The organism is Flavobacterium amniphilum (assembly GCF_023634845.1).
GTDB lineage: Bacteria > Bacteroidota > Bacteroidia > Flavobacteriales > Flavobacteriaceae > Flavobacterium > Flavobacterium amniphilum.
The window spans coordinates 22,609-49,029 of sequence record NZ_JAMLJL010000018.1; the positions used below are offsets into that span (position 1 = coordinate 22,609).

Annotated in this window: 20 protein-coding genes and 1 tRNA gene; 10 read left to right on the forward strand and 11 right to left on the reverse strand. The window is 34.5% G+C overall.

Features of this window, described 5'->3' with window-relative positions:
* Window positions 1–11: 11 nt before the first annotated feature.
* The 4 genes from NAT51_RS16550 to NAT51_RS16565 are packed head-to-tail and all read left to right on the forward strand — an operon-like array spanning window position 12 to window position 4,331.
* The gene (locus NAT51_RS16550; protein ID WP_250600650.1) at window positions 12–227 is read left to right on the forward strand and encodes a DUF350 domain-containing protein; all 216 of its coding nucleotides are present in this window, start codon (window positions 12–14) and stop codon (window positions 225–227) included.
* The gene (locus NAT51_RS16555; RefSeq protein WP_250600652.1) at window positions 220–1,737 is read left to right on the forward strand and encodes a polyamine aminopropyltransferase; all 1,518 of its coding nucleotides are present in this window, start codon (window positions 220–222) and stop codon (window positions 1,735–1,737) included. The genes NAT51_RS16550 and NAT51_RS16555 overlap by 8 nt, the downstream gene beginning before the upstream one ends.
* The gene (locus NAT51_RS16560) at window positions 1,715–3,346 is read left to right on the forward strand and encodes an FAD-dependent oxidoreductase (RefSeq protein ID WP_250600654.1); all 1,632 of its coding nucleotides are present in this window, start codon (window positions 1,715–1,717) and stop codon (window positions 3,344–3,346) included. The genes NAT51_RS16555 and NAT51_RS16560 overlap by 23 nt, the downstream gene beginning before the upstream one ends.
* Complete coding sequence (locus tag NAT51_RS16565) at window positions 3,324–4,331, forward strand: hypothetical protein (RefSeq protein WP_250600656.1); 1,008 nt, start codon at window positions 3,324–3,326, stop codon at window positions 4,329–4,331. The genes NAT51_RS16560 and NAT51_RS16565 overlap by 23 nt, the downstream gene beginning before the upstream one ends.
* 29 nt (window positions 4,332–4,360) lie before the next feature.
* On the opposite strand, the gene bioB is transcribed toward NAT51_RS16565, so the two are convergent.
* From bioB to NAT51_RS16580, 3 genes are all read right to left on the reverse strand, one after another.
* Window positions 4,361–5,446, reverse strand: coding sequence for a biotin synthase BioB (gene bioB, locus NAT51_RS16570; RefSeq protein WP_250600728.1), 1,086 nt, complete (start codon window positions 5,444–5,446; stop codon window positions 4,361–4,363).
* A 116-nt stretch (window positions 5,447–5,562) separates the two neighbouring features.
* Window positions 5,563–6,006: a hypothetical protein gene (locus NAT51_RS16575; RefSeq protein ID WP_250600658.1), complete on the reverse strand. Its 444-nt coding sequence runs from the start codon at window positions 6,004–6,006 to the stop codon at window positions 5,563–5,565.
* A gap of 110 nt (window positions 6,007–6,116) precedes the next feature.
* Entirely contained in the window at window positions 6,117–7,040 is a 924-nt protein-coding gene (locus NAT51_RS16580; protein ID WP_250600660.1) for a bifunctional riboflavin kinase/FAD synthetase, read from the reverse strand.
* A gap of 125 nt (window positions 7,041–7,165) precedes the next feature.
* On the opposite strand from NAT51_RS16580, the gene NAT51_RS16585 reads away from it, so the two are divergent.
* The 3 genes from NAT51_RS16585 (at window position 7,166) to NAT51_RS16595 (ending at window position 16,344) form a co-directional block, all read left to right on the forward strand.
* Window positions 7,166–9,865, forward strand: a complete 2,700-nt coding sequence (locus tag NAT51_RS16585; RefSeq protein ID WP_250600662.1) for a zinc-dependent metalloprotease — start codon at window positions 7,166–7,168, stop codon at window positions 9,863–9,865.
* Between the two features lie 147 nt (window positions 9,866–10,012).
* Window positions 10,013–13,336 (forward strand): zinc-dependent metalloprotease, encoded by a 3,324-nt coding sequence (locus NAT51_RS16590; RefSeq protein WP_250600664.1) that lies wholly within the window; start codon window positions 10,013–10,015, stop codon window positions 13,334–13,336.
* Window positions 13,337–13,500: 164 nt separating this feature from the next.
* Window positions 13,501–16,344 carry a T9SS-dependent choice-of-anchor J family protein gene (locus tag NAT51_RS16595; protein WP_250600666.1) on the forward strand — a complete coding sequence of 948 codons (2,844 nt, stop codon included), beginning with the start codon at window positions 13,501–13,503 and terminating at the stop codon, window positions 16,342–16,344.
* A 44-nt stretch (window positions 16,345–16,388) separates the two neighbouring features.
* Here the strand turns inward: NAT51_RS16595 and pth are convergent, their stop codons facing one another.
* Window positions 16,389–17,012, reverse strand: a complete 624-nt coding sequence (gene pth / locus NAT51_RS16600) for an aminoacyl-tRNA hydrolase (RefSeq protein WP_250600668.1) — start codon at window positions 17,010–17,012, stop codon at window positions 16,389–16,391.
* Here pth and NAT51_RS16605 point away from each other — a divergent pair.
* Window positions 16,954–17,091, forward strand: a complete 138-nt coding sequence (locus tag NAT51_RS16605; protein WP_250600730.1) for a hypothetical protein — start codon at window positions 16,954–16,956, stop codon at window positions 17,089–17,091. The two genes, pth and NAT51_RS16605, sit on opposite strands and share 59 nt — an antisense overlap.
* Window positions 17,092–17,145: 54 nt before the next feature.
* Here the strand turns inward: NAT51_RS16605 and NAT51_RS16610 are convergent, their stop codons facing one another.
* Both NAT51_RS16610 and NAT51_RS16615 read right to left on the reverse strand, forming a co-directional pair.
* A complete protein-coding gene (locus NAT51_RS16610; RefSeq protein WP_250600670.1) occupies window positions 17,146–17,751 on the reverse strand; it encodes a 50S ribosomal protein L25/general stress protein Ctc in 606 nt (201 codons plus the stop codon).
* A 107-nt stretch (window positions 17,752–17,858) separates the two neighbouring features.
* The gene (locus NAT51_RS16615; protein ID WP_250600672.1) at window positions 17,859–18,800 is read right to left on the reverse strand and encodes a ribose-phosphate pyrophosphokinase; all 942 of its coding nucleotides are present in this window, start codon (window positions 18,798–18,800) and stop codon (window positions 17,859–17,861) included.
* 244 nt (window positions 18,801–19,044) lie between these two features.
* On the opposite strand from NAT51_RS16615, the gene NAT51_RS16620 reads away from it, so the two are divergent.
* Window positions 19,045–19,124, forward strand: a tRNA-Leu gene (locus NAT51_RS16620).
* A gap of 556 nt (window positions 19,125–19,680) precedes the next feature.
* On the opposite strand, the gene NAT51_RS16625 is transcribed toward NAT51_RS16620, so the two are convergent.
* From NAT51_RS16625 to NAT51_RS16635, 3 genes are all read right to left on the reverse strand, one after another.
* Window positions 19,681–22,350, reverse strand: a complete 2,670-nt coding sequence (locus NAT51_RS16625) for a TonB-dependent receptor (RefSeq protein ID WP_250600674.1) — start codon at window positions 22,348–22,350, stop codon at window positions 19,681–19,683.
* A gap of 80 nt (window positions 22,351–22,430) precedes the next feature.
* Entirely contained in the window at window positions 22,431–23,228 is a 798-nt protein-coding gene (locus NAT51_RS16630) for a GLPGLI family protein (protein ID WP_250600676.1), read from the reverse strand.
* A gap of 28 nt (window positions 23,229–23,256) precedes the next feature.
* Window positions 23,257–23,562 carry a hypothetical protein gene (locus NAT51_RS16635; protein WP_250600678.1) on the reverse strand — a complete coding sequence of 102 codons (306 nt, stop codon included), beginning with the start codon at window positions 23,560–23,562 and terminating at the stop codon, window positions 23,257–23,259.
* Window positions 23,563–24,056: 494 nt separating this feature from the next.
* Between NAT51_RS16635 and NAT51_RS16640 the strand changes: the two genes are divergently transcribed.
* The gene (locus NAT51_RS16640; protein WP_250600680.1) at window positions 24,057–24,407 is read left to right on the forward strand and encodes a helix-turn-helix domain-containing protein; all 351 of its coding nucleotides are present in this window, start codon (window positions 24,057–24,059) and stop codon (window positions 24,405–24,407) included.
* 221 nt (window positions 24,408–24,628) lie between these two features.
* Here NAT51_RS16640 and NAT51_RS16645 read toward each other — a convergent pair whose 3' ends face one another.
* The gene (locus NAT51_RS16645) at window positions 24,629–24,862 is read right to left on the reverse strand and encodes a hypothetical protein (protein ID WP_250600682.1); all 234 of its coding nucleotides are present in this window, start codon (window positions 24,860–24,862) and stop codon (window positions 24,629–24,631) included.
* 43 nt (window positions 24,863–24,905) lie between these two features.
* Window positions 24,906–26,135 (reverse strand): glycosyltransferase, encoded by a 1,230-nt coding sequence (locus NAT51_RS16650; protein WP_250600684.1) that lies wholly within the window; start codon window positions 26,133–26,135, stop codon window positions 24,906–24,908.
* Window positions 26,136–26,421 lie beyond the last annotated feature (286 nt).

Consider the following 26,421-nt stretch of genomic DNA (forward strand, 5'->3'; position numbering starts at 1 on the left):
ATAAGCATACTATGGAATACTTAAACTTACACCCAATCATCAATTCAGTTGTGTTTTCAGCTATAGGAATAATCATTTTGATTTTAGGATACGTCTTAATCGAAAAAATAACACCTGAAAACACCTGGAAAGAAATAGTGCAAAATAAAAATATTGCCCTGGCGATTGTTTTCGGAGCTTTAATAATTGGAATTTCCTTAATTATCAGTGCGGCTATTCATGGGTAAAAAAAAACTCAATTTTGAATACTTGCTCTTATTTGCTGTTTTTATCATTGCCACCTGTGGCTTGATTTATGAACTTGTTGCAGGAACATTAGCGAGTTATCTTTTAGGTGATTCGGTGAAACAGTTTTCATTTATAATAGGAGTTTACTTGTTCTCAATGGGGATAGGTTCTTATTTTTCAAAATTTATCAAATCAAACCAACTTAATACATTTATTGAAATTGAGATTCTTGTTGGTGTCATTGGGGGTTTGAGTTCAGTCATTCTTTTTGTTCTTTTTGAAAAGGTTGACTATTTTCAGTTTGTATTGTATTTATTGGTTTTTATTACCGGTTGTCTGGTTGGTTTGGAAATTCCGCTCTTAATGAATATACTCAAAGACAGGGTAGCTTTCAGTGATTTGGTTTCCAATGTGTTTACTTTTGACTATATAGGTGCTTTACTGGCATCGGTTTTATTTCCGTTGGTGCTTATACCTCAATTGGGAGTGATGAAAACCTCTCTGTTTTTCGGGATGATTAACATGGGGATCGCTATTGTGCTTTCTTTTGTGTTGGCAAATGAAATTAAGAAGCCTTTTTTGCTTAAAGCCAAATCGATTTTATGTTTCATAATTTTGCTCATGGTATTTGTTTTTTCTGACCGTATTTTGTCTTATTCCGAAGAAAAACTATATGGTGAAAATATTGTTTTTACACATACAACACCCTATCAGCGAATCGTGTTGACGCATACTAAAAATGATTATAAATTGTATCTCAATAATAATCTTCAGTTTTGTTCCACTGATGAATACCGTTACCACGAAGCATTGGTTCATCCGGTAATGGAATGTGCTCCATCGGTGAATAAAGTTTTGGTTTTGGGTGGAGGTGACGGTCTTGCAATAAGGGAAATTTTAAAGTATAAGGAAGTAGATTCCATCACTCTTGTTGATCTTGATGAAAAAATGACTTCGATGTTTACCGTAAATCCAATTTTGAAAAATTTCAACAAAAATTCTTTTTCTGATCCGAAAGTAAAAGTGTTTAATCAGGATGCGTTTTTATGGTTAAAACAGACCCGCAAAAAGTTCGATGTTGTGATTGTTGATTTTCCGGATCCGTCTAATTATAGTTTGGGGAAATTATATTCCCAAAAATTTTATGAAAGATTACAGGATGTGTTAAATCCTGATGCTGTGGTAGTGGTTCAAACCACTTCGCCTTATTTTGCGCCAAAATCATTTTGGTGTATCAATAAAACCATTGGGCAGAGTTTTGTGAAAAAAGATGCTTACCATGTCTATGTGCCTTCTTTTGGAGAATGGGGATATTCGATTGCTTCCAATGATTTAACATTGGATTTTAATCACGTCAGAAGAAAAGTGGACGGACTAAGATTTTATGGTCATAAATTTTCCAAATTAAATCATTTTTCGAAAGATATGATAGTAAAGGATGTTGAAGTTAATCGATTGGATAATCAGGTTTTAGTTCGTTATTTTGATGAAGAATGGGGTAAGTTATAATTCTTTCACTAGAAGGACTTTTTTAAAATCGTTATCGGTTTTAGCGGTATTTGCATTGGTTCCAACTGTCATTACTGCGTGTAAAAATGAAGTTTTAAAATGGATTTTTAAAGTAACAGGAGCGAACCACATTTTAGGACACCGGCTTTGGACTAAAGATTTTCCCAAACCTTCCGAAACAGTAAATGTTCCGGTACTTATTATAGGCGGGGGAGTTACCGGTTTATCAGCTGCCCGACAACTTGTTAAAAAAGGATTTCAAGACTTTTTTATTCTGGAACTGGAGAAAAAGATTGGCGGAAATTCAGCGCATGGTGAAAATAAACTTTCGAAATTTCCACTGGCAGCGCATTATCTTCCTTTACCTAATCCTGATGATGTTGAACTTATTTCTTTTCTGAAGGAATCAGGTGTAATTACACATTTTGAAAATGATTTGCCGGTCTTTGATGAAGAGCAACTTTGTTTCCAGCCACAAGAAAGGCTTTTTATTCGGAATGCCTGGCAGGAAGGATTGGTTCCAAAGTACGGAAACAGTGTAGAATCAGCTAAAGAGACAGAGCATTTCTTTAAATTGATGGAAGTGATAAGAGGTGAGAAAGGTTCTGACGGAAAGTATTTTTTTGATATCCCGTTGCGACAATGTTCCGATGATGCAAAGTATCGTTATCTTGACTCAATAACTATGAAAAAATGGATGTTGGATCAATCTTTTCAAAGTGAGGAGTTGTTTGAATATGTTAATTATTGTTGCCGGGATGATTTTGGTTTTGGAATAGAAACAGTTTCGGCATGGGCTGGGATTTTTTATTTTACCGCAAGGAAAAATCAAGTCTACCAAAAAGATGTTGTATTGACATGGCCGGAAGGTAATGGCAGATTGGTTAAGCATCTGTCAGAATCGTTCAAAGAAAAAATTAAGAAGCAACAAATCGCTTTTGATGTCAAGCATGTAAATAATACTGTTGAAGTTTTGTGTTTTGATGAAATCCAAAATAAAACAATTAAATATGTAGCCAAAAAAGTTATTTGTGCCACCCCGCAATATGTCAATGGTTATTTGTTTACGGGCCGTGGGAAATTTGGGAAAGGATTCCAATATGCACCTTGGTTTACAGCAACAATTACATTGGATTATAATTTTAATCCGGATAATCATCCATTGAGCTGGGATAATGTAATTTACAAATCCGAAGGATTAGGGTATGTGTATAACCAGCATCAATCTTTAGGGCAGGAAGTAATGATGAAAGTAATTACTTATTATTACAGTTTTTCTTCCGGAGATACAGCAAAGAGCAGAAAGTTGCTGTACAAAATGAGTCAGCATGATTTTGAAAAAAAGATTATAGAAGATCTTTCAATTGCCCACCCGGATATCGCTTCCTGTATTAAATCGGTTGAGGTTTATAAAATTGGACACGGGATGGTGAGCCCCGGAGTTGGTTTTATGTTTGGAAAAGCTAAAATCAATGCTCAGGAAAGTCTAAATAATAACGTTTTTTTTGCACACACTGATTTATCGGGAATTTCTATTTTTGAAGAGGCTTTTCATCAGGGAATTGCAGTGGCTAACAGAGTATTAAATGAAGAAGTTTTGGATTCATAAGGCTGGCTTTGATTTGGTATTTATTATATCTCCGCCGTTTTTGGTGTTGGGGTTTGTTTTGTTGTTTCAGGACAAAATTCAGTTTTGGCAGGAGAATTATTCTTTTTTAACTTGGTTAATCCTGATTGTTTTTATTGATGTGGCCCATGTTTATGCAACACTTTATAAAACGTATTTCAGTGAAAGCGGCAGAAAATACTATCAAAAAAAGTTGTTGTATGTTCCGTTGTTTTGTTTTGGTGTCAGTCTTTTTCTGTATGCTTTAGGATATCAGGTTTTCTGGTCGGTTCTGGCATATGTTGCCGTTTTTCATTTTATCAGGCAGCAGTATGGGTTTATGCGGTTGTATGCCAGGAATGAGCCTCAGGTTAAAAAATGGATTGATAATTTAGCGATTTACAATGCTACTGTTTATCCAATGTTGTTTTGGTTTTTCAGTCCAAAACGGAATTTCACATGGTTTGTTGAAAATGAATTTCTTGGATTTCCGAGTGAAACTATTGTTGACGGATTGACTTTCGGTTATTTTTTGGTGATAACTGCGTATGTATTATATGTGCTGTTTAGGTTTGTAAAATACAATCAGTTTAACTTGCCTAAGTATCTCCTGATTTTAGGAACTTATCTTTCCTGGTATTTCGGGATTGTTTACTTTAATAATGATTTGGTTTTTACATTGCTCAATGTGGTTTCCCATGGTATTCCATATATTGCTTTGATGTACTTTAATCAAAGGACAGAAAATCATTTGAAGTTTTTGCCAAAGCTTTCGACGATAGGCGGATTGATGGTTTTTCTTTTTGTCTTTTTGCTTTTGGCCGTGCTTGAAGAGTTTTTATGGGAAATATTTGTGTGGAATGAGAACATTTCGGTTTTTTCAACTGTAAGTTGGTTGGAAGAATGGCAAATTTTAGTAGTGCCTTTGTTGATGGTTCCGCAGTTTACACATTATGTTTTGGATGGGATTATCTGGAAAAAGCAATAAAAAAAGCTCCTAAACCGGAGCTTTTGATTTTATTTTCCTTTAATGGATGCTTCTACGTTTCTTTCAATAGTATGACCCGGTCTGCTCCATCTTGGTTTCTCGCCTAATGATTGGAATTCTGAATCAGATGCTTCCACGGTTTCGGGTTGCATTTTCTTGATAAATGGTTTTTGTGGTTGTAACCCAAGCATTTCAAACATTTTCATATCTTCATTTACATCCGGGTTAGGAGTGGTTAAAAGTTTGTCTCCTGCAAAAATTGAATTGGCTCCTGCAAAGAAGCACATGGCCTGTCCTTCGCGGGTCATATTAGTTCTTCCAGCTGATAAACGAACCTGGGTTTCCGGCATTACAATTCTTGTAGTGGCTACCATACGGATCATTTCCCAGATTTCAACCGGTTTTTCTTCTTCCATTGGCGTTCCTTCAACGGCTACCAAGGCATTGATTGGCACCGATTCAGGTTGTGGGTTTAAGGTTGACAGTGCAACAAGCATTCCTGCGCGGTCTTCAACACTTTCTCCCATTCCGATGATACCTCCGCTACAAACCGTAACATTGGTTTTGCGTACATTTTGGATTGTTTCAATACGGTCTTCAAATCCGCGTGTTGAAATAACTTCTTTATAATATTCTTCAGATGTGTCTAAATTGTGATTGTATGCATATAAACCAGCTTCTGCTAAACGTTGCGCCTGGTTTTCGGTTAGCATACCCAAAGTACAACATACTTCCATGTCTAGTTTGTTGATGGTGCGGACCATTTCAAGAACCTGGTCAAATTCAGGTCCGTCTTTTACGTTTCTCCAGGCTGCTCCCATACAAACTCTTGAAGATCCCGAAGCTTTAGCTCTTAAGGCTTGTGCTTTAACCTGTTGAATACCCATTAAATCATTTCCTTCTATGTCGGTATGATAACGTGCTGCTTGTGGGCAATAACCACAATCTTCGGGGCATCCGCCTGTTTTAATCGATAATAAAGTAGATACCTGAACTACGTTAGGATCGTGATGTTCTCTATGAATACTGGCTGCTTCATAAAGTAAATCCATTAATGGTTTATTGTATATTGCTATAATTTCTTCTTTAGTCCAATTATTTCTTGTTATACTCATAACTCCTTTTTTGTATGCGTCAAAAATAAGGATTTCAGGTTGAATAACCTTCATAAACAAAAAAATGTTCCCAATAAAATAATCGGAAACATTTTTTCTCAATATATAATTGAATTCTAAAAACTCTTAACCCGTCTGTCTTTCCAATACTGCATCAACGTAAAGGTTATAATTATTGATGAAGCGATACCTTCAAACAACAAACCGATGCAATACTGATACATAGATGGCTGTCCGCCGCCAAAAAGGAAATTTTGGGACAGTTTTGCGAGATACGCATCCCCGCCCTTCATGGAAATGTAGGCAAGCAAAGCTGCAACGCTCAGTGCAACACCGATAAGTGATGTTAAACTACCCGAAATGATATTGTCTAAATAGGCTGTTTTTCCTTCTGCGTAATTTGATTTTATGGTTTTATTGACAAAATAAACTACAATTACTATGTTTAGCAGTCTTAATAGGAAAATGTCTGATAAGCCTAATAATTCCATGGTAAGGAAATAAAGTCCAATACCTATGAAAATCATAATACCGTTGTATACTTCTCTTGAGATGTGCATGGCCGATTATTTTATGTTAAACAATAGGAAGTCTCTTATGACTCATTCTCAAAGTTATATAATATAACATTGATTTCCAAATATTTAACAAACAAATGGCTCGTATTTGTTTAGTTGAAATAAGTTAAAGAAGCTTTTTTGTCTAAGAATATTTGATTTTTTAATGAATCGAGTGAGTCGAATTTCTGTTCGTTGCGGAGATGATGTAAAACAGAAATTTCGATTTCTTTTCCGTATAAATCTTCGTTAACATCAAAAAAATTAACTTCAATCGACAGGTTTTTTCCATCGATGGTAGGTTTTGTCCCGATATTCATCATTCCTTGATGTAACTTGTTGTTCCATTTTCCGGTAACTACATAAACTCCGTTTCCAGGTATAATTTTCAAAGGATCATTGATTTGGATATTCGCTGTTGGGAATCCAATTGTGCGTCCCAGTTGGTTTCCTTTTACAACTATGCCGGTAAAAGAATAATGGTAGCCTAAATATTGGTTGGCCAAATCAATATTTCCCTGTCCGACTGCGTTTCTTATTTTAGTAGAACTTATGGTTATTTCGTCAATTTCTTCTGCAGAAATCTGTTCGACATCAAAATGGTATTTTTTTCCGAAATTGATTAAATCGTGTATGTCTGAAGATCTGTTTTTTCCGAAGCGATGGTCGTATCCTATAATTATTTTCTGAAGATTTAATTGGTCGACCAAAATTGTTTTAACAAATTCTTCACCTGATAATTCGGATAAGGTATTGTCGAAATTAAGGATGATTAAATTGTCAATTCCGGTTGATTCCAGTTGGTGTATTTTTTCCGGTGTAGTGTTCAGGAGGCTCACACTTTCTTTTGAGTGTAGTACATTCCGCGGATGTTGTGCAAAAGTAATCACGGCAGTTTCGAGATCGTCAATCCGGGCATTCTTCAGAAGTTTGTCGATAATTTTTTTATGACCTATGTGTACGCCGTCAAAAGTTCCTAAAGTTATAATTGTTTTGCCCTTGGGCTTGAAATCAAAGATGGAATGAAATACTTTCACTTTAAAAGTTTTGGCAAAGATAAGATTTGTTTCGTTGGGAAGATAATAAAAACGGAGTATTGAAAAAATTTAGATATTTTTTTAAAATATTTTTTTAAATTTGTTAAAAATCAAACAACTTTAAAATGAAAAAAGAATTACTAACGCTATTTGCTTTACTTTCATTAGGTCTTGCGAATGCTCAAACAGGAAAGTATTGGGCAGTAAACAAGGAATCTAAAGCTAATGTGGCGGCTAATAATGCAGCTGCCAGATCAAACTTTCCAAAGGAATTTAAATTATTCGATTTAAATTTTCAATCACTTAAACAGGAATTAGGAAGTCTAACAGGAAAAGGGTCAATTTTGATCACACTTCCTAGTGTTGAAGGGAGAATGGAGCAATTTGAATTGTATGAAGCTTCCAACTTCGATGCTGAATTACAGGCACAATTTCCTGAAATCAGAGCCTATTCAGGAAGAGGTATTACGGATAAGTATGCTACTTTAAAAATGAGTATTTCTCCACAGGGAATTCAAACAATGGTTTCGAGAGTTGGGAGTGATACTGAATTCATGGAGCCATATTCCCAGGACAGAAAAATTTATGCAGTATACCGCTCAGCCGGGAACGGAAAATTGAGTGTTAATTGTACTACAGATGATAAAAAAATGTTCAGTGATTTGTCTGATCAGATTAAATCTACCCAAAGATCAAGTGCAGGGCAATTAAAGACGATGCGTTTGGCGCAATCTTGTACCGGTGAATATTCGGTTTATCATGCAAATGCCATTGCAGTTGGTACTACACCGACAGTGGCAATTTCTCTTGCGGCAATCAATGCGTCTTTGACTCGTTGTAATGGGGTGTATGAGAAAGACTTAGGGCTTCACCTTAATTTAGTAGCGACTTCTACTAATGTTATTTATACAAATGCGGCAACAGATCCTTATGGAGATACTGATGCTAATTATAATTCTGAATTACAGGCTGCTTTGGATGCAGGTGGAGGTGTAGGAAATGCTAATTATGATATTGGTCACTTATTCTCTGCTATTGGAAATAATGGGAATGCCGGATGTATCGGATGTGTTTGTGGAACAGGTAAAGGAAGTGGTTTTACAACCAGTACTGCTCCTGTGGGAGATAATTTTGATATTGACTTTATTGTTCATGAAGTGGGGCATCAGTTAGGTGCAAATCACACATTCTCAATGAGTAATGAAGGCAGTGGTGTTAACATGGAGCCTGGTTCAGGTGTAAGTATCATGGGATATGCCGGTATTACGAGCTATGACGTTGCGCCACACTCTATTGATAAATTCCATGCGGCTTCTATCAACCAGATACAGGTTAATCTTGCGTCAAAAGCATGTCCAATTACAACTAATATTGCGGCAAACAATGCAACACCTGTTGTTAATGCAGGTGCTGATTATACAATTCCAAGAAGCACACCTTTCATGTTGACAGGTTCCGCTACAGATGCTAACGCAGGTGATGCATTAACTTATCAGTGGGAACAAATCGACAATGCCGGAGCGGCTCAAACCAATGCAAACAGTGCTGCAATTGTAACTAAAGCAACAGGTCCTAACTGGAGATCATACGACGCGGTTTCTACCCCAACAAGAGTTTTTCCTAACATTGCATCGGTTCTAAATGGCCAAGTAACAACTGCAGGTGCAGATATCAATGTGGAGGCACTTAGTTCAGTTGCGAGAACATTAAATTTCAGATTAACGGTTAGGGATAATGCTCCTTTTAGTTCTTCTGCGCCGGTAAAAGTAGGTCAGACTAATTTTGATGATGCAGTTGTGACTATTGATGCTACAAGAGGGCCATTAACAGTAACTTCTCAAAATGTAGATAACCAATCATGGAATCAAGGAAGTTCACAAAACATTACATGGGCAGTAAATAATACAAACGCATCTGCCGGTGGTGCAAATGTTGATATTTTATTGTCTACTGATGGTGGTTTGACTTATCCTACTGTATTACTTGCAGGTACTCCAAATGACGGATCACAGTCTATTACTGTTCCTAATATTACAGCTCAACGTTGTAGGGTAATGGTTAAAGCAAGCGGAAGTATTTTCTTTAACGTGAATACTAAAGATATTGCTATCGGTTATACGGTAACTTCTACTTGTAACAGTTATCCAATTACTCCTAATGCGGCTATTCCTGATAATACGCCTTCATTCCTGACTCATGGAGTAAATGTTCCGACTACTGCTGCTATCACTGATGTTAATCTTGCCGTGAATTTAACACATACATGGATTTCGGATATCACAATCGCCATGTTAAGCCCGCAAGGAACTCAAGTTAACGTATTCAACCGTTCATGTACCAGTAATGATAATATCAATGCTACTTTTGATGATCAGGGATCGGCAATTGTTTGTGCTGCAACAATTACAGGAAATGTTGTTCCTGCTCAGTCTTTATCTGCATTAAACGGACAAAACCCTAACGGGACATGGACGTTTGGTGTTATGGATCAGGCTGCTGATGATACAGGGACAATTGTTAGTTATAATTTGACAGTTTGTTCTAAACAGTTTACTTTAGGAAATGATGACTTCGCATTTGAAGGATTTGAATTATTCCCTAATCCGAATAATGGTAATTTTACATTGAAATTTAATTCTAATACAGGAACTGATGTGAAAGTTACTGTTCATGACTTGAGAGGAAGACAGATTTTCGACAAATCATACGTAAACAATGGTGCTTTCAACCAAATAATTGGTTTAGACCGCGCTCAGGCTGGAGTTTATTTACTTTCAGTTGTAGATGGTGGAAAGAAAACAGTTAAGAGAATAATTGTAGAATAAGTAAAATTGTTTATTCAATAGTAAAAGGGTGGTTTTTTTAAACCACCCTTTTTTTGTGTTTAAAATATTTACAATTAACTTTTTGAGATTGCATTTTATTATATATTTGTTAAAATTCTAAAATTCTACTAAACTAAAAACATTTTTATGAAAAGAAAATTACTTTTGATTTTGTTTTCTGTGCTTTATTCAATAGGAGGAAACTCTCAGGGAAATAAGTATTGGAATCAGAATTCTGAAAACAGAAGTCAACTCAAGGCTTCCAAAATTGCCAAGAGGCAATCATTTCCAAATGAATTCAAATTGTTTAACCTGAATTCTGAAGCATTCAAGCAATTGCTTTATTCGGCTGTTTCGGTTAGCGGAAAAAAAACTACAATTATATCATTACCAAATGCCAATGGAGGCATCGAGGAATTTGAAATTTATGAAGCTTCAAATTTCGAACCTGCATTACAGGCACGTTTTCCTGAAATCAGAGCTTTTTCCGGAGTTGGTGTAACCGATAAAAAAGCGACTCTGAAATTAAGTGTTTCGCCTTTGGGTATTCAAACGATGGTTTTCAGAACGGATAAGGAAAATGAATTTATGGAGCCTTTTTCTGAAGATGGTAAAGTGTATGCTGTTTTCAATTCGAGAAGAGAAAGAGGAAAGTTGGCATGGACTTGTACGACCGATGATATAAGAACATTTGATAAGCTTAGTTCAGATATTCAGGGTAAAGTATCACGTTCAAGCGGGCAGTTTCTGAGAACAATGCGTCTGGCTCAGTCATGTACGGCAGAATATTCAAACTATTTTGGTGCTACATCTGTTGCTCAGGAAAATTTGGTTTTAGCTGCTTTCAATAATACAATGACAAGATGTAACGGAGTCTATGAAAAGGAATTGGCTTTACATTTAAACTTAATTGCAAATACTACCAGTGTTATTTACTATGATGCAAATACGGATCCATATTCGCCTGCAGCTCAAATGGCTAACTGGAACGGACAATTGCAAACAGCATTGACTAATACAATTGGTGATGCTAATTATGATATTGGTCACTTATTTGGTGCTACCGGTGGTGGTGGAAATGCAGGTTGTATAGGTTGTGTTTGTGATTCAGGAAAAGGTAGTGGATATACATCGCCGGCTGACGGTGTTCCGTCCGGTGATAATTTTGATATTGATTATGTGGTTCACGAAGTAGGTCACCAATTAGGCGGTAATCACACTTTTTCCCATAACAATGAAGGAAGTGGTGTAAATGTAGAGGTTGGTTCAGGAATTACAATCATGGGATATGCAGGTATTACGGGGCATGATGTGGCTCCTCATTCAATTGACGTTTATCATGCTGCAACCATTGCTCAAATTCAAGGAAATTTAGAAGGTAAAACATGTCCGGTTAAAATCGCTGTTGCAAATCAGGCACCTGTGGTAAATGCCGGAGCAGATTATTTGATTCCGATCAGTACTCCGTTTATGCTGAACGGATCGGCTACTGATCCAAACGGAACTTTGACTTATTCTTGGGAACAAATGGATGACGGTGTCGGACAAACAGGAAATAACAGCCGTGCAAGAATAGCAAAACCTACAGGGCCAAACTGGGTTTCATATCCTGCAAAAAATGTTCCTTACAGATATATGCCGAATATCAATTCGATCATTGCTAATTTGGCTACAACTTCCGGAACAGGAAATGAAATTATTAATATTGAAGCTTTGAGTTCAGTGGCAAGAACATTGAATTTCAGATTGACTGTGAGAGATAACGTTCCATATTCGTTGGCTACACCTAGTGTTGCCCAAACTAATTTTGACGATATGAGAGTTACGGTTGTGAATACCGGAGCAGCTTTTGCGGTTACTTCACCAAACACAGCAGTTTCTTTGGTTGAAGGATCTAATTTGCCTGTGACCTGGAATGTTTCTGGAACTACTGCTAATGGTATTAATGCTGCTTATGTTGATATTTATTATTCAAATGACGGAGGTCTTACGTATCCTATTTTATTGGCTAGCAGAGTGCCAAATGACGGAAGTGAAACTGTAACGGTTCCGGTTTCTGTTGATAGTGGAAGAGCAGGAACACAAGGACGTGTAATGGTGAAAGGAAACGGAAATATTTTCTTCGATATCTCAAATGCGAACATTACAACTACAGTTGGTGGAAATGACTTTGCAGTTAGTTTTAATGGAGTTGCGGGAGAACAAAATAAAAGTAAGTGTCAAACTGCGACAAATGATATTGCCTATACATTCAGATATGATGCGATGGGATCTTTTAATGCTGTGACTAATTTTAGTGCGACAGGAGTACCGGCTGGAACAACGGTTAGTTTCTCACCAACTTCATTGTCTGCCGACGGAACTGTTGTGATGACAGTTACCACTTCAGGTTCAACACCGGTAGGAATGCACAATATTATTGTCAATGCAACTTCAGGAGCTACAACTAAAACAGTTCCTTTTTATCTTGAGATTTTCAGTAGTAATTTTGGAGCAGCATCTTTAACTTCTCCAGCTAATAATGCTACAGGAATGAATACAACAGTTAACTTGACGTGGGCAGCGATTACAAGTGCGACATCTTATAATGTTCAGGTTGCTGCCGATGCTTCTTTTACGAATATAATTGCTTCAGGAACTACTTCTGCAACAAATTATTCCGTTAGTGGATTAAGTCAGGCGACTAATTACTATTGGAGAATTATGCCTAAAAATGACGGATGTGATGGTTCATTTAGTGCAGGTAACAGATTTACGACCGGTGTTATCAATTGTGCTTCTGTAACAAATAATACAGCACAGACAATTTCGAGCAGTGGGGCGCCAACAGTTACTTCTACTATAAATGTTCCGGCTGGATTGACGATCAATGATGTGAATTTAAGTGTGAATATTACGCATACATATGTTTCAGATTTGACGCTTACGCTTACAGGGCCTACAGGTGCTTCAGCAATTGTGTTTAATCAATCATGTGGATCGGGACAAAATATAAACGCTGTTTTTGATGATTCAGGAACTGCTTTGAATTGTTCAGGAAGTCCTGTTGTTAACGGTTCGGTTATTCCATTGAATGCACTTACTGTTTTTAACGGAACTTCATCAACAGGTACATGGACTTTGACTGTAAAGGATAATTTCAATCAAGACGGAGGAACATTGAACAGTTGGGGATTGAATATCTGTGATCTTCAGCCTTCATTGTCTAATCCGGAATTTGAAATGACAAATGTGAGAATTTACCCAAATCCAAATAAAGGTAAATTCACGTTGCAATTCCTTTCAGAGTCTGGAAACAATGTCGAAGTGAAAGTGTATGACTTGAGAGGAAGACAAATCCTTGAAAAATCATTTGCAAACACAGGATCATTTAATCAGGAGATAAGTTTGGATAATGTACAATCAGGGGTTTATTTGGTGAATATCAATGACGGTTTGAAAAAAACAGTTAAGAGAATAATAGTCGAGTAAGGTAATACCTGTTAAAAAATAATGATAAAAGCGCAGAAAATTATTCTGCGCTTTTATTTTTTAAATACTACTCAATAAACTTGTTAATTTTAACAGATTTACTCTAACAAATTACAGATGATTTGTTATATATTTGCCGACTAAATTTTCCAAAAAATTATTTAATGAAAAGAAATACTACAAATCTATTGAGTTTGTTGGCTTTTTCGTTTTTGTCTATGAATGCTATTGGGCAGGAAAAACATTTACAAGAACTAACGCCAAGCGGGCATATCAGATGTTACACAACAGAAAATGAGGAACATTTGAGAGCTAAACATCCGGAACGTGCAACAACAGAAGAGTTTGAGAAGTGGTTAGCTCCTCAAATTGCGAAGATTAAAGCTGACAGGGCTGCCGGGAAAAATATACAGGCGGTTTATAATATTCCGGTTATTATTCATATTGTTCATGACGGTGATTGTATAGGGACGGGTGAGAATATCACAGATGCCCAGGCTATTTCTCAAATTACTGTAATGAACCAGGATTACAGAAGAATGGCCAGTACACCCGGAGGGGCTAATACAACAGGATTAGCAGTTGACTGTGAAATTAATTTCGTTTTGGCAAAAAGAGATCCAAACGGAAATCCTACGACCGGTGTGGTAAGACATCAGATTGCTCCTTATAATAACGATGTGGCAGACGGTGTTGGTGGTCCTGACTGGGAAACAAATGGCGATGTCGAATTAATGAAAACCAATACTATCTGGGATCCAACAAAATATTTAAATATGTGGACAATTCGTCCAGGCGGTTTGCCATTGGATCAAGGAGGTTTAAGCGGATTGTTGGGATATGCACAATTTCCTGATGCAACAGGACTGGCTGGCTTAAGTGCTTCTGGTGGGGCGGCTAACACTGATGGTGTTGTTGCTGGTTTTGATGCTATGGGAACTAATGCTTTAAACGACGGTACCTTTATTTTAAATCCTACTTATAACTTAGGAAGAACAATGACCCATGAAGTAGGTCACTGGTTGGGGCTTCGTCATATTTGGGGAGACAATACAGCTTGTCCGGGAACAAATTCGAATGCAGATAAAGATTATTGTGCAGATACTCCTGCTGCAAATACGGCCAACTATACTTGTAACTTAAGTGCAAATACTTGTGCTTCAACACCTGGTAATGATATGGTGCAAAACTATATGGATTATACCAATGACGCTTGTATGGATACATTTACCGCTGATCAAAAGTCAAGGATGCAAACCATCATGGCAGGTGCTGCCAGAAGAAATACTTTAAATGCTTCGAATGGTGCAACTGCTCCGTCTGCAGGTATTTATTTTAATAAAGGAGTTAACTATTGTTCAGTTACTGAAGGAACTAATTGTAGTTATACGGACGTAAATTACGCTGTTTCTGTAATAAAAGCGCCAACGGCAAATGCGGTTGTTACTTTTAATGTAAATGGAGGAACTACTGCAACTAATAATGCAGATTTCCAGATTATGACACCAACAGTTACGTTTAATTCGGGTTCAACAACTTCACAAACGTTAACGATCAGATATTATAATGACGGTATTGCAGAATCAGCTGAGAATGTTGTGATTGGAATGACTGTTAACGCTGGTGGTGGAGATGCGGCTATCATTGCAGGTGATGATACTGCTTTATTGTCGGTTTCAATTGTAGACAATGATGTAGCTCCAACAGTAACGCAATCGGCTACTATTTTATCTTCAGATTTCTCAACAGCGGGTGGATGGACAGTCCTTGATGGAGATGGCGACGGAAAGAATTGGGGAACACTTACTCCTACTTCGCTTAATGGTTTTGGAACAGCTCCAAATACGATCTCTGGATCATGTAGATATTCTGAAAAAAGTTTGACATATCTTGGGGGAACCGGAAGTGCAACACCGAATAACTTCCTTATCAGTCCGCAAATTACTATTCCGGCAGGTGCATCTGCTGCAACGTTGACATATATAATTGGGGGTTATCATTCAGCTGCAACTGGTTCTGCGGGTGAGTATGCGGTTTATTTTACAACAAATCCTTCGTCAATAGCTAATATTACCTCAGGAACTGTGGTGAAAAACTTGTCAACTGTTGTTAATAGAAGTACTGAATTGCAGACTCAGAGTTTATCAGCTTTGGCTGGACAAACAGGATATATTGTTTTCAGACATAATAACAGAAATGCTTCTACGGGATTGTTGATATTAGATTCTGTTTTGGTTACGGCGACTGTTAATACAGAAGTTCAGGCGGTTGTTAATACAGGTACGCAATATACGGCTGCAATTCCTTCTACAGGAACTGTATATGCTAAAGATGCAACTAGTGGAAGATTAATTGCTGATATTACAAGCAATACAAACTTTAATTATGGATGTACTACTGTTGCTGTAACAAGAGACCAGGCTACTGCAGGAGCAGCAGCTGTTAATTTCGGTTCGAATACAGCTAATAATCTGAAAGTGACGGCTAAATCGGTTACGGTTACACCGGCAACAAATAATGCATCAGGAGCGGCTACATTGAAATTCTATTTTACGGAGGCTGAAATTGCTGCATGGGAAGCTGCAACCGGAAACAACAGATCGGCTTTAAGAGTTATTAAGCAAGGTGGTACTACTACTTTGGCAACAACAGTTGGTACTTTTGGTGCCAATACAACATTAACTGCAAATGTAGCTAATGGTATTGGTGGTGTTTACTATTTCGGTGTTCAGAATACATTAAGTAAAGATGATTTCCAATTCGAGAATTTCTCTTTATATCCAAACCCGAACAAAGGAAACTTCACAGTAAGATTTAATCCTTATACTTCTGATAATGTTGTAATCAATGTATATGACATGAGAGGAAGACAGATTTTTGAAAAATCATATGTAAACAACGGCGCTTTCAATCAGGAAGTTAACCTTGAAAAAGCTCAGTCAGGAGTTTATTTGATCACGATTGCAAATGGTGGTAAGAAAACAACTGAACGTATTATTGTTGAGTAGTTCTAAGTAATACAACTGAAAAGGGAAGCATTTGCTTCCCTTTTTTATTTTCCGTTAAATATATTCATGGTATTTCCTAATCCTGCCAAGGCAAAAGATTCAATTGCCTGGACTGAAACTTCGAGTCTTTCCTGAAGTTTGGTTTTTTCTTCTTCATCCCATTCACCTAAAACATAATCAACTTGTTTGCCTTTCTTGAAGTCATCGCTGATTCCAAAACGGAAACGCGGATAATCGGCTGAATTTAACAGTTGCTGAATACTTTTTAATCCGTTGTGTCCTCCGTCTGAACCTTTCGGTTTGATGCGGATGGTGCCAAAGGGTAGATTCAGGTCATCGGTAATGATTAAAATATTTTCTTTTGTGATTTTTTCTTTTTCCATCCAATACTGAACGGCTTTTCCGCTCAAGTTCATGTAAGTATTCGGTTTAAGGAGAAGTAAAGTTCTTCCTTTGACTTTGTGTTCGGCCAGGGAGCCTAATTTAACAGTTTGGAAATCCAATGATTCTTTTTTGGCAAGGAAGTCCAAAACTTTAAATCCGATATTGTGTCTGGTGTTGGCATATTCGGCTCCAATATTGCCAAGGCCAACAATTAAAAATTTTTTCATGTCAGTTTCTGTTGGTTCTGTCTTGTGTGCGAACAGATTTTTGATCCAATTAATCATGGAAACAAAATTAATTGAATTAAACGGATTACAAAAAAAAGATACGGTTACTGCTGAATTCTTTCCGTTTGTTAATTAGAAGGTATAAAAAAAGCACCCCGTTTGAGGTGCTTTTGTATAGAGTGTAAGAAAATTATTTTTTCTTTTTTCCACCTTTTTCTGCTTTTGCAGCTTCTTGAGCAGCTTTCATCGCAGCACGTGAAATTCTTACTTGACACACTACAGTGTTGTCCGGGTGTAAAAATTTGTAGTTATCAGATGCTAATTTAGTAATGTATAATTTATTACCCATTTCTAAAGAAGAAATGTCAGCATCGATAAAGTCAGGTAAGTTAGCAGGTAAAGCTTTAACTTTCAATTTACGTTGGTTTAAACGTAAAACACCTCCTAATAATACACCTGGAGAAGTACCAACAACTCTTACTGGAATTTCCATAGTAACTTCTTTGTTTTCAAACAACTGGTAGAAGTCAATGTGTAAGATTTTGTCAGATACAGGGTGTACCTGGATGTCTTGTAAAACTGCATTGAAAGATTTACCGTTTTCCAATTCAATCACAACTGTGTGTGCGTTTGGAGTGTAAACCAAGCTTTTGAAAGCTTTGTCTTCTGCTGAGAAATGTACAGGTTGATCTCCTCCGTATAAAACGCAAGGAACCGCTCCAGCATTACGTAAGGCTTTAGTAGCAACTTTGCCCACGCTTTCTCTTTCTGATCCTTTGATTGTAATCGATTTCATTTTAAAAAAATATAGTTATTAAATATTTTACTTGCTTTTGCATGAAGCTGTTAGCTTTATGCGTAATGAGCCGGCAAATGTACAACTTATTATTAAGTTGACAGCCTTTACATTAAAAATTTTCCACTGATGGAATTATTGTGGTGAACCATGTGCATTACTTCTGCAAAAAGAGAAGCGCAGCTTACCACTTTTATTTTACTTGATTCTTTCTTTAAAGGAATAGAATCGGTAACGATTAATTCGCTCAATTGTGAGTTTTCGATTTTTTCGTAAGCACTGCCTGATAAAATCGCGTGTGTGCAAATTGCTCTCACACTCACGGCGCCTCTTTCGATCATCAAGTCGGCCGCTTTGGCTAAAGTTCCTCCGGTATCAATCATGTCGTCCACAAGGATTACATGTTTCCCTTTTACTTCACCAATCAATTCCATCGATTCGATTATGTTAGCGGCTTTTCGTTGTTTGTAACAAATCACCACGTCAGATTCTAAGAATTTAGAATACGCATACGCTCTTTTTGAACCTCCCATGTCCGGTGATGCAATCGTTAAGTTTTCTAAACCTAAACTTTTTACATACGGCAGGAAAATGGTTGAAGCAAACAGGTGATCCACCGGCTTTTCGAAGAACCCCTGAATCTGGTCAGCGTGTAAATCCATGGTCATGATGCGTGTAGCACCGGCACTTTCCAATAATTTTGCAACCAGTTTAGCTCCAATCGGTACTCTGGGTTTGTCTTTTCTGTCCTGACGGGCCCAACCGAAATAAGGAATAACAGCAGTAATATGTCTTGCTGAAGCTCTTTTGGCAGCATCAATCATTAATAACAATTCCATTAAGTTGTCAGAACTTGGAAAAGTCGAGCAAACGATAAATACTCTCAATCCGCGGATTGATTCTTCATAAGACGGCTGAAACTCACCATCACTGTATTGCGAGAACGTTACTTTCCCCAGCGCAACACCGTATTTTTCGGCGATTTGCTCGGCTAGGTAAACACTTTGTGAACAGGCAAATATTTTTGCTTCGGGTTCTAGGTGCGGCATTAAAATGTTGTTTTATGTCCCGAAACTTATAAAATCCGACTTTTATGGTGATAAAAGTTTTAAAAATATAAGCGCCTCGGGTGTAGTTAGTTATGTGTCGTGTGCGATTAACGCGGTGCAAATTTAGGAATAAAATCGGACTGGGAAAGATAATTTCTAACTATTTTTTTTATGATTTGTAAAATTTTTGTTTACATTTGCACCCACAATACTGAAACACGAATCCGTTTTAGTTTCATCCTTAGCCCGGATGGCGGAATTGGTAGACGCGCACGACTCAAACTCGTGTACTTAGGTGTGTGGGTTCGATTCCCACTCCGGGTACTTTTAAAATCCTTAACAAGCTGATTAATAGCAAGTTAAGGATTTTTTATTTATATTTTTGCCGAGAATTTGCCGAAAAATTCTTTCTTTTTTAAATCTTTCAAATAAAAAAACTGATAGTAAAAAAAGAAAAAAATCATTCTCCCTTAAAGAAATAGAAAAGGTTGTTAATGAATATCTATAAAAATTTCGCTTAACTTAAACTATAATTTTTTGCTTGCATATTAAAAACTGGTTTCTTTTTTTATAGTTATAAAATAAGAGATAAAGTAAAAAATCAATGCAATCAATATATTAGATAAGTTAACTTCTGTTTTGTCCTTATTTTAACTCATTCTCGATTTGGTTAAAATTAGTTTTTTTTCAACTGGTTTTTATGATTATAAGTGTTCTAAAAAATCTTATTTAATTGCTAATTAAAAGTGTTTAAAAATAAAGTGTCAAGCTTTCATTTTAGTTGAAACTAGTTTCAGTATTTAATCATAATTGCTTTAATGTAACATGAAAATTAAGAAATGGCACTACATATTAATATAGACAAAGTAAAAAAACTTAATTAAAAGCGATATTCCATTTTTAAAAGCACATATCTTGGCTGTAATCGATATTCAGTTTTGGAAATATTAATGTCTGATATACTATAATTTCTAAAAGTTTCTGTGTTAAAAAGATTATTTCCTGAAATAGAAAAAGTTAATTTATTTTCTTTTACAACATAACGGGCTTCTAAATCTAAAAAATAATACTTGTTGTTTTCTTTTTCAATATTCCCAAAAAGATAACGCTCTGTCTGAATCTGTACATTCATTTTTTTACTCATTACAAACGACAAATCAAGAAATGACGTATTATCAGTAAAAGAATTTTTAATTGTTGTTTGTATTTGATTATAATTCCATTTTGAGCCAAAATGGTAATTAAAAATTCCCTTAAAGCTAGATCGTAATTCAAAACCATAGTCGCCTTGTGAAATTTTCACTTCTCTTGGGTGTGTATTATTTACAATATTTTTAAAATTACTTTTTGCCGCACCTAACGTGATTTTTAAATTTGATTTTACTGGTTTAAAATATCTGTCAATACTTGATGAAATTGAGAAAGATTGTCTATCTTTCATAATTATTTTTTCAGATTGTGAATAGTTTTGTGTTACAATGGAATTAGTGCTAAAAAAATCGTTGCTTTTGGAATACAAAACAAATGTATTAGCAAAGAACTTATCGCCCCAACTACCATAGGTGTAATTTAAAATGATATTTGAGGAATTAAGTTGATTAAAATCCCCTAATCCTCTTGAAAATGAGCGAAATCCTGTATGAACAAACCCTGAATAAACATCTTGAATTCCTGAATTTGTGGCATTGTAAGAATAAGAAGTTAAAATTTTATTCACTTCGTTTATCTTCCAGTCTAAACTAATGCTCGGAACAATAAAAAAAGGGTTCTGATGACTTTTTGTGCCAAAATTCTCTAATTGATTGAAAATTTGATGAAAATCAGATTGTGTTAGAACAGTAAAATCACCAAACTTAAAATGATACTTTGTTGATAGATATAAATCGTTAGAAATATAGGTTAAATCATTTTGATAACCATTAGGAAATGCAAGGCTATTGTAGTTGTTAAGTAACTCAAAACGAGTTTTCAAGTTGTCTGTTCGTAATTGATTTCCAATTTTTATTTCCAGTAAATCCCCACTATCGTTTCTATTTAATAAGTGTGCTTCAACTCCTGCAAATTGCATTTGATTTTGACTATACTGTTTGGTATTATTAGCATTTTCAGTAAACAAATCGCCGAAAATGAATTGATTTACCGAATAATTTTGAGGTGTTTTTTCATTGATATACCTGCCTGAAAGAAGAAAAACTTTGTTGTCTTTAAATTTATTAGTCAAAACTATTTTATGGTCAAAAAGTTGGTTGTCGCTATTTAGTCTTTCGTTTAAAAAATCATTATTAAAAACTAAATTACTTCTGTTTTTTTCATTAGTATTATTGAATTTTCCAGTGTATTCTAACGTTTTATTTTTAGAAATATCATAGATTAAATCAATTTTACCAAATCCAGTGATTTGTATTTTTTTGCCAAAAAAATCTTCTGTATTTTGAAAAGTAGTTGTTCCGACTGAAAAGGATTGAAAACTATTTCTAAAAAAATCATTTTCATCTGTATTTAAAAAACCAATGGTTTTCAATTTTATTTTTTTTGAAATGGTAAAAATGCTATTTAGTGAAAGCATTTCTGCGTTATTAAAATTAACCCTTTTGGGTTTTAGATTAAGTGAATTTGAATTTAAACCTAGTAAAGTATTTACGGTTTGGTTATCACCAATACTCCCAGGTTCATCCGAACGGTAAGGTCTAATAAGATGATTGATGTCTCCAACAGCATCGTTGCCAACATTATTAAGATTGGTTAAAAAATAATATTTACTTTTTTTTCCAAAATTCATCAAATTACTCCTTACTTCATATTGATTTTCTGAAACAAGTCCATAGGCTAAAGTTGCATTACCAAACCATTGGCGTTTGTAATCTTCTTTTAAAGTTAAATTTAAGGCAACCTTATCACTGTTTTCAATTCCTTTTAGAAGCTTGTTGTTAGAATAATTTTGATATATCTCTATTTTATCAATAGGATTTACTGGCATATTTTTAGTTACTAATTTGTACCCTTTTTCAAAAAAATCATCACCATCTATCATTACTTTCTCCACTTCTTGGTTACCTATTTTTATAGCACCATCAGAAGTAATATTTAGTCCAGGAATTTTTTTTAGTAGATCTTCTACAACTTGCTCATTTCCTTGCAAAAAAGATTTTGCGTTAAAAACAATTGTATCGTTTTTAACTTTTATTGGTTTCTCTGCCTCAACTATTACTTCATTTAAGGCTATCGGTTGATAAATTAATTTAACGTTTTTCTCAATTTCCTTTGTTTTAGATAAGATTTCAATTTCAATAGATTTTGTTTCAAAATTCAATGAAGAAAAAATAAGTGTAAAAGAACCATACTTATCTGTTTCCAAAATATAGGTGTTGTCTGAGTTTGAAATTGAATAATCAATTGTTTTATCTCCTTGTTTTAATATTACAGATACAGAATTCGTTTCTTCATTATTCCCAAAGTCGATTTTACCTTTTATTGTTGTTTGTGAAAAAACAAAAGTATTCGTGATAAGTAAAAATAAAAATATTAACTTGTTAGAGATTGAGGTATTCATCGATGATATGCTTTCTAATAAAAGAAGAAGTTATCATTCAAGATAACTTCTTCTTTTTAATTATTGTTTAAATGAGATTATTAATCAAAATCTTTCTTGTTTCTCCATTCATTTACAGGTTCTTTCTCTTGAAATGTTGAGTACGAGTAACCAGCTGACATTCCATCTCTATTTGAACTTCTTGCCCTGATTGTTTCAATTTTATTCTGTATTGCCTCAATACGCTTTTTGTCAAAATCTTTGTAAGAAATACTCTTAAATTTTGGGTTATCAGCAGCAATCTTATTAAAATCGATTTGCTTTCCTTTATAAGGATAAGTAATCGATTTTACTTCCCATTTATATAGCCCTTCTTTATCTGATACAGATAAGATTAAGCCTGGCAGTCCGTTAAATTTCCACGGACCTGACGAGACAGGAATTTTCTCTGTAAACCATGCAGTATAAGTTCTTCCTCTAAATGTTATTTGTGCTTTTTTGCACAGAAAATTTTTAATTTTTTTTTCTCCATCTAAAATTTTCCATTTCATTACAGGAAAACTTTCATAAACGGCATAATTTTTTTTTAAAAAAATATCTTCATACAATCTTTCAGTAAGTTTTTTTTCTTTATTATTAATAATAATTTCTGAAAAATCTTTAACCTTTTTTGTATCAACAATAATAGTCTCAGAATCTCCACCAGATTCTTTCCTTTCAATCTTAGTAGATTCTAAAACATAATATGAGAAATCTTTTGAAACATAAAGTGCATTCAGATTTTTTTTAACTATTGAAGGAATTAACGTAATTGTCTCATTATACTCTACTCTTAAATTGTTTCCTATTTGCGAAAAACATGATGATGAAAAAACTAATAAAAATATGATTAATCTCATTTTACGATATAAATAAATTTAAAAAATATTAATGAGCGTCATTATAACTGAAAATTGCTATTTGTTTAACAGCTGGCAAACCACAATCCATGTCCGCTGGCACGTTATAGACACTCCAATTCCCCAAATAGTCCCCATCTGCATTATACATTCTGTAAGTACAAGTATGCGATGGATACACTATAGCCTCTGACTTAGTATTTTCTACTTTTACTGGAACTACTGCACTCCCTTTTTCAGAAGTTACTATCGGATTTTTTGGATCAATTAACCCGTTTGAAGCAAAACTAAAGCTTCCTACTAACATAACAAGTACTAAAAATAAATTTTTCATCTTTTTCTTTTTTTAGATAATTAAACAATATTTGTTTTTCTTCTTCTATTTCGGCATACAAGAATCCTCCTATTCTTTTTGTTTTTCTTTGGGTTTTTAAGACAGTTTCCCTCAATTCGTAGCTACTAGAATATTTTACATGATGTTTTTCCCTTTTTAAGGAATAATTTAAAAACAACTGATATTATTTCATTAAAGATCATTACAACCTCATCAGGATATTATTTTGTACTGTATATCAAACAGTTACATAAATTTACTTTTTTAACTAATAATTTAGTTCTAGCAAGGATTTTATGCGGCAACAATACAAATAATAACGTGATTTTCATTACGGTTTTTCCGTACTAATTGTTAATTTTTTCTTACAAATAATCATTTATTCCTACAAAAATATATAGATTAAATTTAATTCCCTATTCCTTTTAAGGGCAATATTGCCCTAATTTTGCATAACAAAATCATTATATTTGTAAATCTGATAAGTCGTAATTATGAATAATATTATAGGAAACAAACTTAAATCACTTCGGAAACAAAAAGGTTTTTCACAAGAACAAGTTAGTGGATACTTACATATATCACAATCTGCCTATGCCCGAATTGAAAATGGTGACAGTCACTCATGGTCAACTCACATTGATAAAATATGCGAAGTTTTTGAAATTACGCCTGAAGAATTAGTTAAGCAAGAAAATATTGTAGTAAACTCAAATCAAACTGGAGGTCATTCTACAAATGCAATAGTTGTCAATCAACTTTCCGAAAGACTTATTGAACAATACGAAAAGCGTTTAAAAGAAAAGGATGAAATAATCGAACAATTAATGTCTAAAATAAAATAAAAAAACATTTAATTGAAAATAAGTCTATAATTTAAAAAGATGTCTCTCTCAACAGGAGCAAGACATCTTTTTTTGTGTAAACTTTTTTCAGGATGATAAAAATAAGTATTTAAAAGTATTGCTTTAGTTGTTTAATGTGAATACAGCCTATTTTCAAAGGATTGTAGAGAATATTGCAATGCCATTGCAATGGTTTGTAATTATAATTGCAATAAAAAATATTAGATAATTGCATTCCTAAAAAAATCCTCCAAATCATTATTGTAAACTCCTTCGAGTTTTAATTGTTCATCCGTTTTACCCTCAGTCATATCCTTTATTTTGACATTAATTCCCATTGAAATAAGGAGTGACATTTTATTTGAAATTATATTGACTGTATTTTCGCTTATATTAGGAATGATTAACACGTTATGACCATTTAAACAACTTGCTTTATTTTCTGTTAGTTTCATGAAAGCTACCCAACATATTAAAAAAAGTAAACTTTTTTGGCTGTTAACTGTGATTTTTTTCTATTTCTTCAATTGTTTTTTCAATTCCATTTTCACTATTAATCAGCATTTTTATTTGAACCGCATTTTTATACAATTCTTTGTTCGTCAACAATTCCTTTATACTACTTATAAATTTTTCTTCATTCATTTTACTAACAGGTATTGGTTTGACAGCAATTTTTTGCTTGTACGCAAGTTGTCCCCAAAAATTTTGGTCACCAATTGGATGAAGAATAGGACAAATAAAAAAAGGTTTTCCAGCTCTTAAACATTCTGCGGTAGTTCCTATACCTCCGTGATGAATAACTGCTTTTGTTAATGGAAAAAGTTTTTCATAGGGTGCAGAATTTATCACTTTTATTTTGGGATTGTTGTCAAGTTTTTCCGTTTTGTCAAGCCCCCAACCTTTAACTACAATTATTCTTGTGTTAAGTTGTTCAGTTAGCTTTATAATTGCTGTTTGCAAATCAAATTTGCTTTTAAAAGGCATACTTCCAAAAGTCAAAAGAAGTGGCGCTTCACCACTATTTATGAATTCTAATATGTCATTTGATAATGTGTCATTTGAAATTCCAAACCAGAAACCATTAAAAGTCGATTGACTTGAAAAATCTTTAGGTAAAGATAAAAAACTTGAACTTAAACCATAGATATTTTTAACTTTAGGAACTTTGAACTTTTTTGGTAAATCAAATTCTGTCCTGAATTTTCCAATTGGTTTTGATAATAAATTTATGCTTAAATTAGAAAGCGTATAGCTAATTCTATTTAAAAACTTTGGCAAAGGCAAACCGCTAAATGATGGATTTAAAAATTCTCTTGTTGGTTCCACAATAGGTAATACAGATGCTCTTATCATTTTTTCGGGAAATTGGTCTGCAAAACTGTCTGCTAATGTTTTAACGTGGAATAAAACCAAATCACTTTCTTTTGCTAATTTGTAAAATTCAATTAATGAATTTGTGATTAGTGGATATATCCAAGTATTTAGATTACGTCTTATTGCAAAAGGATTTCCTTTCATCATTTTTTTCCCTTCGTCAGAGTCCAAAATTGCTTGAAAATCTGCTTCTACAGGTACAAAATCAATACCGTATGATAATATTAAACTTTCAAAATTTTTAGCTGTTGATAGGGTTACTTGATGCCCTCGTTCTTTTAATGCTTGTCCTAAAACCGCATAAGGCTGAATATCTCCCCGAGTTCCAAGTGTTAATAAAGCTATTTTCATTTTATTGTAGTTGTTTTAAAATCACAGCTAATTTATTTATATGTTTGATAAAATAATAGAAGAATATTCGTTCATGTTTAGAGTTCTGTGATTAGTAAAGTAGCTTCAAATATATAATAATTGTCAAAAATAAAAGATATGAAAGAGAGTAATCTGGCTTTACTTTTGCAAAAAACAAAAAGTTAGAGGGAGGAAAAGTATATTTTAAAGGGATTGAGAGAATATTGCAATGGCATTGCAATGGTTTGTAATTATAATTGCAATAAAGAATAATTAGATAATTCTT